Here is a 13,848-nt window from a genome sequence, read left to right on the forward strand (position 1 = left end):
CGGGCGCGGGCCGGCCACGGTTTTGCCGCGCGGCCGGTGCAAAGGGTGTATCGTAGCCGTCGGACGGCCGGACGACATGGAACACCGGGGCGCATGAGCATCGAGATCCGCAACCCGCAGGGGCAGCCGCTCACCACGGCCGACCGCTCGAATGCCGTCGCGGAATCCCTGAAGCAGATCGCCCGCGTCTCGCGCTTCGCCGACCGCAAGAAGGGCATCCGCTCCTACCAGAGCCACGTGAAGACCGACGCGCTGATCCCGGTTCTGTTCGTCGTCTGCTTCCTGATCCCGACCCTGGCGGCCATCGCCTATTACGGCTTCATCGCCTCTGACCGCTTCGTCGTCGAATCGCGCTTCGCGCTGCGCCCCGCCCTGGGCAACGTCGACAAGGCCTCGCCCGATCAGGTCGGCACCAATTCGGGTTCTCCGACCCGCCAGATGGTGGCGCAGGACACCCTGATCGCGACCAACTACATCCTCAGCCGGCCGATGATCGAGATCATCGAGAAGAAGTATCCCCTCCGGGAGATGTTCTCCCGCTCCGGGATCGACTTTTTCTCGCGCTTCAATCCGGACAAGCCGATCGAGAAGCTGGTCAAGTACTGGCACGAGCGGGTGCATCCCAAGGTCGAGTCCGGCTCCGGCATCATCAGCCTGACCGTCAACGCCTTCGACCCGCAGGACGCCCTCGACCTCTCGAACGCGATCCTGGCCGAGAGCGAGCGCATGGTGAACGCCCTCAGCGGCCGGGCCCGGGAGGATGCCGTTCTCGAGAGCCAGCGCGAGCTGAAGCGCGCCGAGGAGCGGATGATGAAGATCCGCACCGAGGTCGCGGCCCTGCGCAACCGCGACGGCGTCCTCGACGCCCAGAAGACGAACGAGAGCAACCTCAAGGTCCTGGGAGAGCTCCGGACGGCCCGCATCAACCTGGCGGTCCAGCTGATCCAGGGGCAGCGCGACCTCTCGCCGGAGACCCGGCGCATCCAGGACATGAAGGCCCAGCTCAAGGACCTCGACGACAACATCGCCCGGATCGAGCGCCAGTCGGCCAGCGAGGACCCCGAGCAGCGCCGCATCCTGGCCAACGCGCTCACCCGGTTCGAGGCCTACGACACGGAACGCACGGAGGCGGAGAAGTACTTCGCCAAGGTGCTGGCCTCGAACGAGCGTGCCCGGATCATCGCGGAGCGCCAGATCGAGTTCTTCAGCATGATCGTCGAGCCGGTGAAGCCGGAATCCTCGCAGGAGCCTCGGCGCCTGCTGATGATCTGCCTGATCTCGGGAGGCGCCGCGATGGTGTTCGCCCTGGCGGTGGTCACCCGCAAATACCTCGCCTGACGGAGGGTTTCCGGCCGCGCCCGGCGATGGGCGGCCCGGCGTTAACCCTTCGCTAACCCTGCGCCCGGCAAATCTTGCCGGGCTCCCGAACCTCGGGGGCAGTGAGGGTGACGATGAGCGAGACGGCTGCTGCCGCGCCGGCTCCGGCGGGGGGCTCGGGAGGGAGCCTCGCACAGTTCGCGAGCTTCGCGATCCCGAACCGGGCCAACCTGAACGCGCTCTCCAAGCGCACGGACCTGTTCTTCGCCACCGCCGTGATGGGCATCCTCACGGTGCTCATCTTCCCGCTGCCGGCCTTCCTGCTCGACCTGCTGCTCGCGGTCTCGATCATCATCTCGGTGCTGATCATGATGACCGGGCTGTTCATCGACAACCCGCTCGAGTTCACGGTCTTCCCGACCCTGCTGCTCGTCGCGACGCTCCTGCGCCTCGCCCTCAACCTCGCCTCCACCCGCCTCATCCTCGGCCACGGGCACGAGGGCACGGCGGCGGCCGGCCACGTCATCGAGGCCTTCGGCAACTTCGTGATGGGCGGCAACTTCGTCATCGGGATCATCGTCTTCGCGATCCTGATCATCGTGAACTTCGTCGTCATCACCAAGGGCTCCGGCCGTATCGCCGAGGTGGCCGCGCGCTTCACCCTCGACGCGATGCCGGGCAAGCAGATGGCCATCGACGCCGACCTCTCGGCGGGGCTCATCGACGAGAAGGTGGCCAAAGCCCGCCGCGCCGCCCTGGAGGAGGAATCCTCGTTCTTCGGCGCCATGGACGGTGCCTCGAAGTTCGTTCGCGGCGACGCGATCGCGGCCCTGCTCATCACCTTCATCAACGTGATCGGCGGCATCATCATCGGCGTCGCCCAGCAGGGCATGCCGTTCCTGGGGGCGGCCAAGTCCTACACGCTGCTCACCATCGGTGATGGCCTCGCCTCCCAGGTGCCCGCGCTCATCGTCTCCACGGCCGCCGGCATCCTGGTCTCCAAGGCGGGCGTGAAGGGCTCGGCCGACAAGGCCCTCGGCAAGCAGCTCGCCAACTACCCGAAGGCGCTCGGCATGTCCTCGGGCGTGATGGTGCTGATCGCCCTCCTGCCCGGCATGCCGATGCTGCCGTTCCTGGCGCTCGCCGGCGCCTCCGGCTACGCCGCCTGGCACTTCGCCAAGATCGCCCGCGAGGCGCCGCCCCTCGACGCCGACGGCGCACCGATGGACGCCTCCGCGGTAGCCGCGGCGGCCGCCGCCAAGGAGGAGACCGTCACCGACCTCCTCAAGCTCGACGACCTCAAGCTGGAGATGGGCTACGCCCTGCTCGCCCTGGTGAACGGGCCGGAGGGCCAGGACCGCCTCACGGACCAGATCAAGGCCCTGCGCCGGCAGCTCGCCGCCGAGCTCGGCTTCGTCATGCCCTCCGTGCGCATCCTCGACAACGTCCAGCTCGACGCCAACGCCTACGTGGTCCGCGTCAAGGAGATCGAGGCCGGCACCGGGCAGATCTTCCCCGGCCAGTTCATGGCGATGGACCCGATGGGCGGGCAGGTCCAGCTGCCCGGCCAGCACATGCTGGAGCCGACCTTCGGCCTGCCCGCCACCTGGATCGACGCGAGCTTGCGCGACCAGGCCCAGCTCAAGGGCTACACGGTGGTCGACGCCGCCACCGTGGTCTCGACCCATCTCACCGAGATCATCAAGGCCCATGTCTCCGAGCTCCTCAACCACGTCGAGGTGCAGAAGCTCCTGCGCGAGGTCTCGAAGGAGCATGCCGAGCTTCTCAAGGAGGTGATGCCGAGCCAGATCGGCACCACCGGCATCCAGCGCGTGCTGCAGTTCCTGCTGGCCGAGCGGGTCTCGATCCGCGACCTCGGGGCGATCATCGAGGGCATCGCCGAGGTCGCCGGCCACGTGAAGAACCCGCGCGACATCGTCGAGCACGTCCGCGCCCGCCTCGGGCGCCAGATCTGCGCCCAGTACCAGGGGCCGGACGGCATGCTGCCGATCATCACCCTGTCGCCGGCCTGGGAGCAGGCCTTCCTCGAATCGATCGCGGGCGAGCGCGACGAGCGCTACCTCGCGATGCAGCCCTCGCGCCTCTCGGAATTCGTCAACACGGTGCGCGACCGCTTCGAGACCGCCGCCCGCATGGGCGAGATGCCGGTGCTGGTCACCTCGGTCCAGGCCCGGCCCTTCGTGCGCTCGATCATCGAGCGCTTCCGGCGCGAGACCCCGGTGATGAGCCAAGCGGAGATCCATCCCCGCGCCCGGCTCCGGACCGTGGGCTCGGTCTGACCCGGCTCGCCTCCGGCAACGAGAAGGGCCTGTCGCCGAACCCCCCGGACGGGAGATCGGCGGCTGGCCCTCGGCGCCGTGCCCAGGAGCATTTGACCTCGGCGGAGCGCCCGGCGGATCAGACCGGCTTCTTCTCCATGCGGCGCTCGATGGCGTGCGCGTCGAGGCCCGGGGCGGTGAAGGGCGCCTCCGGGGTGGAGGGGTCGTGGGGCTGGTCCCTCAGGGCCGAGGCGAGGCGGTTGCGCTCGTACATGAGCACGACCACCACCGAGATCAGGAACGGGAGCCAGAAGTAGAACAGCCGGAAGACCAGCAGGGCGGCGATCACGGAGGGACGGGCGATGTCGGGCATCGCCACCACGAAGACCAGCTCGAACACGCCGAGGCCGCCGGGCGCATTCGACACCAGGGCCGCCGAGAACGAGGCGAGGAAGACCGCGAGCACGACGAGGAAGCCCGGATTCCCGGCCTCCGGCAGGGCGAAGTAGATGATGCCGGCGGCGCCCAGCAGTTCGAGCGGCGCGGCGATGAGCTGGCGGCCCATGATGCGCGGGCGGGGATATTCGAGCTTGAACTTGCGGATCGTCAGCGGCTTCAGGTGCAGCAGCGACCCCGCGACGTAGAGGGCCACGAAGCCGAGCAGGCCGGCGCCGAGGATGCGGGCGGTGGCGGGGTCGGTCAGGATCGCCGGCAGGTAGCCGTTCAGGCGCGTCAGGGTATCGGGCAGGACCGTGAGGACGAAGCCGCCGAGCAGGATCGTGCCGAGGCCGAAGGTGAAGGAGCAGAGGGCCACCAGCACCGCGACCTGGGCGGCGGAGAGGCCCTTGGCGGTGTAGGCGCGGTAGCGCACCACGGCGCCGGAGAAGACCGAGGCGCCGATGTTGTGGGAGAGCGCGTAGGTGGTGAAGGAGCAGACCGAGACGAAGAACCACGAGATGTGGCGGATGCCGAGATGCAGCAGCGCGATCCGGTCGTACCAGGCCAGGGCGGCGTAGGCGACGAGGGTCGAGAGGGCGGCGAGAAGGAAGCGATGGACCGGGATCGCGGCGAAGCTGCCCTTGATCTCCGCCACCGAGATGCCCGCCAGCTCCTTGTAGAGCAGGTAGCCCGAACCGATGACGGCGGCGAGGCCGATGATCGGCCAGATGAAATCGCTGATCTTCTTCATGGTGGTTCGGACGAGCCCCTTCTTCGGGGCCCTCCCTGCACGACGACGCGTGCCATCGCAAGCAAGGTTCCGCGCGGCCCCGGCAGGGAGGCTCTTCCCACGGGATCATGACGGTTTCGTGCCGGCCATCCCCGGGGCCGGCACGGTGCCTCCGTCAGGCGCGGATGCGCGACAGGCCGATTCCGTCCATGGCGGCCTGGTCGCGGGCGGCCTCGGCCACGCGCTCGGCGTTGCGCTCGCGGTCGTCCAGGATCTCGATCTTCTTCAGGTCCTCGAAGGCTTCGCCGAGCTCGGCCTTGGCCTCGGCCAGCTGCCCCTCGAGGGCGGCGGCCGACTGGCGCATGTTGTCCCGGCGGGTGGCGGCGGCCCGGGCATAGGTCGGATAGGCGAAATGCGCGGGGTCGGAGATGCCGGCGCGGCTCTCCTCATGGGCGACCTCGCGGTCGAGTTCCATCGCCATGCGGGTGAAGTCCGCCTTCATCATCTCGATCTGCGTCACGCGCCGACGCTTCTCGTCGACCTGGAAGCGCCGCAGCCGGATCAACGTGTCACGGGATTTCATGGGCGGTCTCACTCCACGCAACGCACGGCTCGCCGGTGCGCGACTGGCCGCGCCCCGGGCCCGGCTTCGGGAGACGGTGTCGGGGCCTCCCCTCAGGGGGCGCCGACGATCTCTGCCAGGCGACGGTAACCCTCGCCGATCGAAGTTGCTTCTTCCTTACCCTGACCCAGAAAAGCCTCCATTTCGGGCATGAGCGCGATCGCCTCGTCGACTTCCGGCGAGGCGCCGGCCCGGTAAGCCCCGAGCCGGATCAGCTCCTCCATGTCCGCGTAGGTCGAGAGCAGCCGCCGGGCCCGGCGGACGGTGGGCAGGTGCTCGGGGTCGCAGGCCCGCGGCATGGTGCGGGAGACCGAGCGCAGGACGTTGATGGCCGGGTAGCGCCCGCGCTCGGCGATGCCGCGCTCCATCACGATATGGCCGTCGAGGATGCCCCGGACCGCGTCGGCCACCGGCTCGTTGTGGTCGTCGCCCTCGACGAGCACGGTGAACAGGCCGGAGATCGCCCCCTGCCCCGTCCCGGGTCCGGCCCGCTCCAGCAGGCGGGGCAACTCGCTGAAGACCGTCGGCGTGTAGCCCTTGGCGGTGGGCGGCTCGCCGGCCGCGAGGCCGATGTCGCGCTGGGCCATGGCGAAGCGGGTGATCGAGTCGATCATGCACAGGACCTGCGCGCCCTGATCGCGGAAGTACTCGGCCATCGCCAGCGTGACGTAGGCCGCGTTGCGCCGCATCAGGGCCGGCTCGTCCGAGGTCGCCACCACCACCACCGAGCGGGCGAGGCCGGCGGCCCCGAGATCGTCCTGGAGGAATTCCTGCACCTCGCGGCCGCGCTCGCCGACGAGGCCGATCACCGCCACGTCGGCGGCGGTGTAGCGGGCGAGCATGGAGAGCAGCACCGACTTGCCGACGCCGGAGCCCGCGAAGATGCCCATGCGCTGGCCGGCGCACATGGTCAGGAAGGTGTTGATGCAGCGGATGCCGAGGTCGAGGGGCGGCCCGACCCGCCTGCGGGCATGGGCCGGGGGCGGGTCGGCCCGGAGGGGATAGATCGCCGGGCCGGAGGGCAGCGGCCCGAGCCCGTCGATCGGCCGGCCGAGGGCGTCGATGGTCCGGCCGAGCCAGGCCGCCGAGGGACGCACCGCGCCCGCGGCCTCGTCCCGCACCATCGCGGGACAGCCGCGCCGCACGCCCTCCAGGGACCCGAACGGCATGGCGAGCGCCCGGTCCCCCTGGAAGCCGATGATCTCGCAGGGCACGGCGCCGAGGCCGTTCTCGACGGCGATGTCGAGCCGTCCGCCGAGACGCATCGCCGCCACCGGACCCGCCACCTCGATCAGCAGGCCGCGAATCGCCACCACCCGCCCGTAGGTCTCCAGTACCTGGATTCCGTCGAGGGCGCCGCGTGCGTCAGCCAGGCGCAAGCGTGCGACGCCAGGGTCCCGGTCGGTCATCGGCGGTTCTCTCAACCATTCGTTTACCTCCCTCCTTAACACTGTGCGCATCGGGCTTGTAGCGCGCGGCCGGCTCATGCCGGGACGGAAAAGATTTCTGTTCGGCAGGCGACATTCGGACGTCGTTGTTCCGAAGAGACAGCGCGCGACAAGTTCAAGCGGGCGAGGCACTTATCGGGACAGGTGAAGGTTTCGCATCCGGTTCCGGGGCGGTCGGACGAGAACAGACCGTCAACGGCGGGAAGCGTGGCCGGATCGCGGAGCCAAATGGGTGCTTGCGTCCGTGAATCAGGGTTTGTTAACGATTAACGAATAGCGTTTCACGTCATTGACGAGGGAGCGTTCGCCACGGGCCGGTGGCGGACGAACGGCGGGGGCTTGCCCGTACGCTGCACACGGCCGGCTGGGCTGGGGACCGACGATGCGGGTACTTCTGATCGAGGACGACAGCGCGACCGCGCAGAGCATCGAGCTGATGCTCAAGTCCGAGAGCTTCAACACCTACACCACCGACCTCGGTGAGGAAGGGATCGATCTCGGCAAGCTCTACGACTACGACATCATCCTGCTCGACCTGAACCTGCCGGACATGTCGGGCTACGAGGTCCTGCGAAATCTCCGCGTCGCCAAGGTGAAGACCCCCATCCTGATTCTCTCCGGCATGGCCGGCATCGAGGACAAGGTGAAAGGCCTCGGCTTCGGCGCCGACGACTACCTCACCAAGCCCTTCCACAAGGACGAGCTCGTCGCCCGCATCCACGCGATCGTGCGCCGCTCGAAGGGCCACGCCCAGTCGGTCATCACCACCGGCGACCTGATCGTGAACCTCGACCAGAAGACCGTCGAGGTCTCCGGCAGCCGGGTTCACCTGACCGGCAAGGAGTACCAGATGCTGGAACTCCTCTCGCTGCGGAAGGGCACGACGCTGACCAAGGAGATGTTCCTGAACCATCTCTACGGCGGCATGGACGAGCCCGAGCTGAAGATCATCGACGTCTTCATCTGCAAGCTGCGCAAGAAGCTCGCCAATGCCTCCTCCGGCAAAAACTACATCGAGACCGTCTGGGGTCGCGGCTACGTGCTGCGCGAGCCCAACGAGGGCGAAGAGCGGATCGCCGTCTGAACTCCGGTCGGACGGTGAAACGGCCCCGCATCAGCGGGGCCTTTTTTGTTTGTGCGGGGGCGCGATCCGGATCGCCGCCGTCGGAGCGGATCGCCGGGCTCAGCGTCGGTGATCCAGGGCGCCGGTCCGGGCGTGCACGGGATGCCCCCCGATTCGATGCGGGGCCGTCCCATGTCACGGGAGGTGCTGGTGTCGCGGGCGCGTCTCGGCCCGTCGGGTCCGAACTTCAGGGCGTTCCGACGTAGCGGTCGCGGCCGGCCTGGAGGCTGCACAGGAACGCGCAGGCGGCGATGGCACAGAACAGGGCCGTCGAGGCGGCCCAGCCGCCGGTCAGGTCGTGCGCCAGCCCGAAGCTCAGGGGGCCCAGCGAGGCCATGGTGTAGCCGACGCTCTGGGACATCGCCGCGAGGCTGCCGGCGGCGGCCGGGTCGCGGGCCCGCAGGACGATGATGGTCAGACCGAGGCCGAACAGGCCGCCGAGGCCGGCGCCGAGCAGCATGCCGACGGTAAGCGCCCAGGCGAGCGGCCCGTAGACCAGGGTGACCAGGGCCAGGGTGCAGAGGCCGAGGAGGCCGGCGGCGAAGCCGCGCTGGTCGCGGACGCGGGCGGCGAAGGACGGCACCAGGAGCGCCGCCGGGGCCTGCCCGATGCTCATCAGCGAGGACACGAACCCGGCCTCGACCGCGCTGAGGCCCCTATCGTGCAGCACCAGGGGCAGCCAGCCGAACATGATATAGGCCAGCGACGATTGCAGGCCCATGAAGCCGGTGACCTGCCAGGCCAAGCGATCGCGCCAGAGCGAGACCGGCCGCGCCGCGCGTCCCGCAGTATCGGGCGCCCGGGCGAAGGGCGCCCAGGCGAGGGTGGCGACGAGGGCGGGCACGGCCCAGAGGGCCAGGGCCTCGGGCCAGCCGTCGAGCCCGTCGGCGAGGGGCACCGACAGGCCCGCACCCGCCGCGGCGCCGAGGCAGAGCACCATCGTGTAGAGGCCGGTGACGATGCCGGTGAGGCCGGGGAAGTCGCGCTTGACCAGCCCCGGCAGGAGCACACCGGACAGGCCGATGCCGAGGGCGGCGAGGCAGGCCCCGACGAAGAGGGGGCCCAGGCCGCCGAACCCGCGCAGGCCGGAGCCGAGGGCGACGATCGCGACCGCGAGGAGAACGCCGCGATCGGCCCCGAGGCGGCGCATCACCCAGGGGCCGAGCGTGCAGGCGAGGCCGATGCAGAGCACCGGCAGGGTCGTGAGCAGCGCCGCCCCGGCGGCGGTGAGGGCCGTCTCGGCGCGGATGCGCTCGAGGAGCGGGCCGACCGTGGTCAGGGCCGGGCGCATATTGAAGGCGACCAGCATGATACCGAGGCCGAGGAGGATCGGCCGGGCCGACACCGAAGGGCTTGTCTTCACGCGCCGCGCCGCCGTGCCGCCAGGGTGGTGAGGAGCGCCCCGAGCCAGACCAGGGCGAAGGGCAGATCGCCGAGGCTGGCATAGACCGTCCGCCCGGACAGGCGCGCCGGAAGGTCGGCGTCGAGGACGCCCTCGACCCCGAGGGGCAGGCTCGCGGTGATCCGGCCATGGGGGTCGATCACCGCCGAGATGCCGGTATTGGCGTCGCGCACCAGGGGCAACCCCTCCTCCACGGCGCGCAGGCGCGCCTGGGCCAAGTGCTGGCGCGGCCCCGGGGTATCGCCGAACCAGGCATCGTTGGTGAGGTTGAGGATCAGGCCCGGCACCGGGGGCGGGCCGCTGGGCGTGGCGCCCGGCACGATGGCCCCGGGGAAGATCGCCTCGTAGCAGATCGTCGCCGCCACGGGTGGCAGGCCCGGCACGCTCATGATCCGCTGGGTCGCCCGGTCGCCCGCCGTGAAGCCGCCCGGGATCGAGACGAACTGGCGGATGCGCAGGGCGCGCAGGGTCGCGTCGAGGGGCCCCGGCAGGTACTCGCCGAAGGGCACGAGGTGGACCTTGTCGTAGATGTCGCCGAGCTTCGGCCCGGCGGAGATGGTCAGGATGCTGTTGAAGAAGCGTGGCCGCTCGTCGCCCACCGGCACCTCGGCCCGGGCCGCGCCGGTGATGAGCTGCTTGCCCGGCGGGAAGGCGGCGGCGATCCGGGCCAGGGCTTCCGGGTCGCGCTGGATCAGGAACGGGAAGGCCGATTCCGGCCAGATCACGTGCGTGACGTCGGCGATCCCGGTGCGGTCGGGGGCGGCGGCCCGGTCGCTGAGTTCGAGGTAGCGGTCGAGGATGTCCTGCCGGTTCTCCGGCCGGAACTTGGCGTCCTGGTTCAGGTTCGGCTGGACGAGCCGCAGGCGCACGCCCTTGACCACGGAATCGGCGGTCGCCGGAACCCGAAGGGCGCCGAAGCCCGCGAGGCCCGCCAGGGCGAGGCCGGCGAGCCCGAGGGGGACGTAGCGTCCACGCCGGGTCTCCGCGACCGCCAGGGTCGCGGGCGCCGCCGCGACGAGGATCGCCAGGAAGGTCAGGCCGTAGAGGCCGACGACGGCCGCCCCCTGCATCAGCCAGAGGTTCTGGCCCAGGGCCATGCCGAGGGTGTTCCAGGGAAACCCGGTGAAGAGGTGCCCGCGCAGCCACTCGCAGGCGGAGAGGCCGAGGGCGAGGGCGACGATGCGCAGGGCGCCGCGCGACCAGACGAGCCGGGCGAGCGCGAAGCCGAGGGCGTAGAACAGGGCGAGCACCGCCGGCAGGCCGACGACCCCGAGGGGCAGCGCCCAGAGGAATTCCTCCGCCTCCACCAGGAAGGCCGAGCCGAGCCACCACAGGCCGGCGGTGAGGTAGCCGAAGCCCCAGGCCCAGCCGATCACCGCGCTGGCGAGCACCGCGCCGCGGGTGGCCCTGCGCCCGCTGGCGGCCCCGTCGATCAGCCAGACGGCGACGCTCAGGGACACGACGAGGGCGGGGAAGAGCCCGAAGGGCGGCATGGCGAGGGCGCCGAGCGCGCCGGAGGCCATCGCCACGGCGAGGCGGCGCCAGCCGGCGGTGAGCATGACCCACTGGGCCAGGGCGGCGAGCGGTCCCGTCGCCGGACCGCGCCCGGCGCGGTCCGCGGGAATCGAGGTCATGCCGGCTCCGTCACGGGGCGGGCGATTCGGGCGTCGGCGTCGGGGCCGGCAGGGCCAGGGGCACCACGGCGGTGATGCGCGCGTCGCCGCGCTGCAGGCGCAGGCGCTTCACCCGGCGCGGATCGGCGTCGAGGACCTCGAATTCGAGGTCGCCGGGCCCACTGATGAGCTCGCCGCGCGAGGGCACCCGCCCCGCGAGGGTGACGATGAGACCGCCGATGGTGTCGATCTCCTCGGCCATCTCGCCGACCGCCGCCACGAGGTCGACGCCGCTGGCCGCCGAGACCTCGGCGAGGCCCGCGCGGGCATCGGCGACGAAGACGTCGCCCTCCCCGTCCACGCGCTGGACGAGATGTCCCTCGGCGACGTCGTGCTCGTCCTCGATATCGCCCACCACCATCTCGATCAGATCCTCGATGGAGATGAGGCCGTCGGTGCCGCCGTACTCGTCGATGACGAGGGCCATGTGGGTGCGCGTCGCCTGCATCCGCACCAGGAGGTCGATGGCCGGCATCGAGGGGGGTACGAACAGCACGGGGCGCTGGATGCGGGTGGCCGCCAGGGTGGCCGAGAGGTCGACATGGGCGAGGTTGAGGGTGCGCAGGGCCCGGGTGCCCCGCCGCGCCCGGGGCGGGAGCACGGGGGCGGCCTCGCCCTCGCTTGCCGGGGCCGCGGGCGGGGTCCGGCGGCTGCCGGCCTCGGCCCGGGCGGCGATGTGGTCGACGAAGTCGCGGATGTGGACCATGCCGCGCGGGTCGTCGAGGGTCTCGCCGTAGACCGGCAGGCGCGAATGCCCGGCGGTCCGGAACAGCTTCAGGAGATCGCCGAGGCTGGTCTCCATCGAGACCGCCACGATGTCGGCCCGGGGAATCATCACGTCGTCGACCCGCACCTTGTGCAGGCCGAGCACGTTCTTGAGCATGGCGCGTTCGAGGGGCGAGAAGGCGTTCTCGCCGGTGTCGGGCTCGGCCAGCGCGTCCTCGATGTCGTCCCGCAGCGAATCGCGGGGACGCAGGTGGAAGACGTGCAGGAGGCGGTCGTACCAGGGCTCGCGGGCCTGGCTCTCACCGTCACCGGAACTGGGCGCGGCCTGGGCCGCGCCGCGACTTCGATCGTTTGTCATGTCTCTCTGATCTGGGATGTCGGGCGGTCCGGCCGCCCACGGTGCCGCTCACGCGGCGGAGGGGTCCGCCGCGTAGGGATCGGGAACGCCGAGGGTGCGGAGGGCCGCCACCTCGAGGGCTTCCATCGCGTCGGCATCCGCCTCGCCGGTCTCGTGGTCCTGACCGAGCAGGTGAAGGGTGCCATGGACGAGGAGATGGGCCAGATGGTCGCTGAGCGGCTTCGACTGCTCCGCACTTTCGCGCAGCATCGTGTCATACGCAAGAACCACGTCGCCCAGCGGCACCGGCATGCCCGCATGGGCGGGCTGCGCCGGCGCGGGGAAGGACAGTACGTTGGTGGGTTTGTCCTTGCCGCGCCAGGTCCGGTTCAGGTCCCGCACCACCGCGTCGGTGGCGAGCAGGATGCTGATCTCGACGGCGCCTTCCGGCGGCTCGGGGGCCACGGCGAGGCCGGCCTCGACGGCGCGAATCACGAAGCCCTCTAGGTCGGGCGCCACGCTCTCCCAGCGCGGGTCCTCCACCGCCACGTCGATCTCCGCCGCAAAGGCGGGGCCGGCGCTCACGACAGCGGCCTCCGGCGCGAGACCGCGTTGCGGTCGGCGTCGCCCTCCCCGTGCGAGGCGGCCTCGTAGGCGGTGACGATGCGGCGGACGAGGTCGTGGCGCACCACGTCGACGTCGCGGAAGGTGACGCGGCCGATGCCCTCGACGCCGTCGAGGACGCGCACCGCCTCGACGAGGCCGGACTTCTGGCCCGGCGGCAGGTCGATCTGGCTGGGATCGCCGGTGATGATCATGCGCGAGTTCTCCCCGAGGCGGGTAAGGAACATCTTCATCTGCATCGAGGTGGTGTTCTGCGCCTCGTCGAGGAGGACCACGGCGTTGGTGAGGGTGCGGCCGCGCATGAAGGCCAGCGGCGCGATCTCGATGACGCCGGTCTGCAGGCCGCGATCGACGTGGCGCGCCTCCATGAAGTCGTAGAGCGCGTCGTAGATCGGGCGCAGGTAGGGATCGACCTTCTCGCGCATGTCGCCGGGCAGGAAGCCGAGGCGCTCGCCGGCCTCCACGGCGGGGCGCGACAGGATCAGGCGCTCGACATGGCCCTGCTCCAGCAGGGAGACGGCGTAGCCCACGGCCAGCCAGGTCTTGCCGGTGCCGGCCGGACCCTCGGCGAAGACGAGTTCCTGTCCGCGCAGGGCCTTGATGTAAGCGTCCTGCGCCGCGTTGCGGGCGCGCACCGCCCCGCGCTTGCGGGTGGCGATCTGGTCGAAGACCGCCCGGTCCGGCTCGGCGCTGACCTCGGCGGCCGGGAACAGGTTGCCCTGCTGGGTCGTCTCCTGGATCGCCCCGTCGACGTCGCCGAGGGTCAGGGGCAGGCCGCTGGCCCGCACCCGGGCGTAGAGCCGCTCGAAGACCTTGCGGGCCTTCTCGGCCGCCTCGACGCTGCCCTTCACCACGAGGTGGTTGCCGAGCGCCGTGGCGGTGACGGAGAGGCGCCGCTCGATATGGGCGACGTTCTGGTCGTACTGGCCGAAGACGAGGCTCGCGAGGCGATTGTCGTCGAAGGTCAGGGAGACTTCCTCGGTCTCGACCAGTCCCCCGATCCGCGCCGCCGGGCCGCGCCCGCGCAAGGGCCCCCCGCGTCCCCCCGCCCCTTCAGATCCTGGCACGCCGTCGTCCTTCATTCGCTACAGGAAATCCGCCTCGGCCGTGCGCAAACACGCCGCGTCGC

At 70.7% G+C, this 13,848-nt stretch carries 11 protein-coding genes; 3 read left to right on the forward strand and 8 right to left on the reverse strand.

Annotated elements, in window-relative coordinates; genetic code table 11:
- Nucleotides 1-93 precede the first annotated feature (93 nt).
- Together AC3WLN_RS01970 and flhA are read left to right on the forward strand one after the other, a co-directional pair.
- Nucleotides 94-1,338, forward strand: a complete 1,245-nt coding sequence (locus AC3WLN_RS01970; protein WP_492479208.1) for a KpsE/RkpR family capsule polysaccharide export protein — start codon at nt 94-96, stop codon at nt 1,336-1,338.
- Between the two features lie 113 nt (nt 1,339-1,451).
- Nucleotides 1,452-3,617, forward strand: a complete 2,166-nt coding sequence (gene flhA / locus AC3WLN_RS01975; RefSeq protein WP_492479209.1) for a flagellar biosynthesis protein FlhA — start codon at nt 1,452-1,454, stop codon at nt 3,615-3,617.
- A 118-nt stretch (nt 3,618-3,735) separates the two neighbouring features.
- On the opposite strand, the gene AC3WLN_RS01980 is transcribed toward flhA, so the two are convergent.
- The 3 genes from AC3WLN_RS01980 to fliI all read right to left on the reverse strand — a co-directional run bounded on the left by AC3WLN_RS01980 (nt 3,736) and on the right by fliI (nt 6,795).
- A complete protein-coding gene (locus tag AC3WLN_RS01980; protein ID WP_492479210.1) occupies nt 3,736-4,785 on the reverse strand; it encodes a putative bifunctional lysylphosphatidylglycerol flippase/synthetase in 1,050 nt (349 codons plus the stop codon).
- A 154-nt stretch (nt 4,786-4,939) separates the two neighbouring features.
- The gene (gene fliJ / locus AC3WLN_RS01985) at nt 4,940-5,347 is read right to left on the reverse strand and encodes a flagellar export protein FliJ (protein ID WP_463769713.1); all 408 of its coding nucleotides are present in this window, start codon (nt 5,345-5,347) and stop codon (nt 4,940-4,942) included.
- A 92-nt stretch (nt 5,348-5,439) separates the two neighbouring features.
- Nucleotides 5,440-6,795 (reverse strand): flagellar protein export ATPase FliI, encoded by a 1,356-nt coding sequence (fliI, locus tag AC3WLN_RS01990; RefSeq protein WP_492479211.1) that lies wholly within the window; start codon nt 6,793-6,795, stop codon nt 5,440-5,442.
- Nucleotides 6,796-7,216: 421 nt separating this feature from the next.
- Here fliI and ctrA point away from each other — a divergent pair, with 421 nt between their 5' ends.
- Nucleotides 7,217-7,918, forward strand: coding sequence for a response regulator transcription factor CtrA (gene ctrA / locus AC3WLN_RS01995; RefSeq protein WP_019903129.1), 702 nt, complete (start codon nt 7,217-7,219; stop codon nt 7,916-7,918).
- Between the two features lie 226 nt (nt 7,919-8,144).
- Here the strand turns inward: ctrA and AC3WLN_RS02000 are convergent, their stop codons facing one another.
- Genes AC3WLN_RS02000 through AC3WLN_RS02020 form a run of 5 tightly spaced genes read right to left on the reverse strand, consistent with a single transcriptional unit; the run spans nt 8,145 to nt 13,720 of the window.
- Nucleotides 8,145-9,320, reverse strand: a complete 1,176-nt coding sequence (locus AC3WLN_RS02000; RefSeq protein ID WP_492479212.1) for an MFS transporter — start codon at nt 9,318-9,320, stop codon at nt 8,145-8,147.
- Complete coding sequence (gene lnt, locus AC3WLN_RS02005) at nt 9,317-10,993, reverse strand: apolipoprotein N-acyltransferase (protein WP_492479213.1); 1,677 nt, start codon at nt 10,991-10,993, stop codon at nt 9,317-9,319. The genes AC3WLN_RS02000 and lnt overlap by 4 nt, the downstream gene beginning before the upstream one ends.
- Before the next feature lie 10 nt (nt 10,994-11,003).
- Nucleotides 11,004-12,116 carry a hemolysin family protein gene (locus tag AC3WLN_RS02010; protein ID WP_492479214.1) on the reverse strand — a complete coding sequence of 371 codons (1,113 nt, stop codon included), beginning with the start codon at nt 12,114-12,116 and terminating at the stop codon, nt 11,004-11,006.
- A 48-nt stretch (nt 12,117-12,164) separates the two neighbouring features.
- Entirely contained in the window at nt 12,165-12,680 is a 516-nt protein-coding gene (gene ybeY / locus AC3WLN_RS02015) for an rRNA maturation RNase YbeY (protein WP_492479215.1), read from the reverse strand.
- On the reverse strand, nt 12,677-13,720 hold the full coding sequence (locus AC3WLN_RS02020) for a PhoH family protein (protein ID WP_492479260.1): 1,044 nt from the start codon (nt 13,718-13,720) through the stop codon (nt 12,677-12,679). Before AC3WLN_RS02020 ends, ybeY begins: the two co-directional genes overlap by 4 nt.
- Nucleotides 13,721-13,848: the final 128 nt, after the last annotated feature.

The sequence above is a fragment of the Methylobacterium sp. FW306-05-D genome (genome assembly GCF_058782155.1).

Coding starts and splice junctions, on each gene's coding strand:
- AC3WLN_RS01970 (WP_492479208.1), top strand. CDS start 94: ATGAGCATCGAGATCCGCAACCCGCAGGGGCAGCCGCTCACCACGGCC.
- flhA (WP_492479209.1), top strand. CDS start 1,452: ATGAGCGAGACGGCTGCTGCCGCGCCGGCTCCGGCGGGGGGCTCGGGA.
- AC3WLN_RS01980 (WP_492479210.1), bottom strand. CDS start 4,785: ATGAAGAAGATCAGCGATTTCATCTGGCCGATCATCGGCCTCGCCGCC.
- fliJ (WP_463769713.1), bottom strand. CDS start 5,347: ATGAAATCCCGTGACACGTTGATCCGGCTGCGGCGCTTCCAGGTCGAC.
- fliI (WP_492479211.1), bottom strand. CDS start 6,795: ATGACCGACCGGGACCCTGGCGTCGCACGCTTGCGCCTGGCTGACGCA.
- ctrA (WP_019903129.1), top strand. CDS start 7,217: ATGCGGGTACTTCTGATCGAGGACGACAGCGCGACCGCGCAGAGCATC.
- lnt (WP_492479213.1), bottom strand. CDS start 10,993: ATGACCTCGATTCCCGCGGACCGCGCCGGGCGCGGTCCGGCGACGGGA.
- AC3WLN_RS02010 (WP_492479214.1), bottom strand. CDS start 12,116: ATGACAAACGATCGAAGTCGCGGCGCGGCCCAGGCCGCGCCCAGTTCC.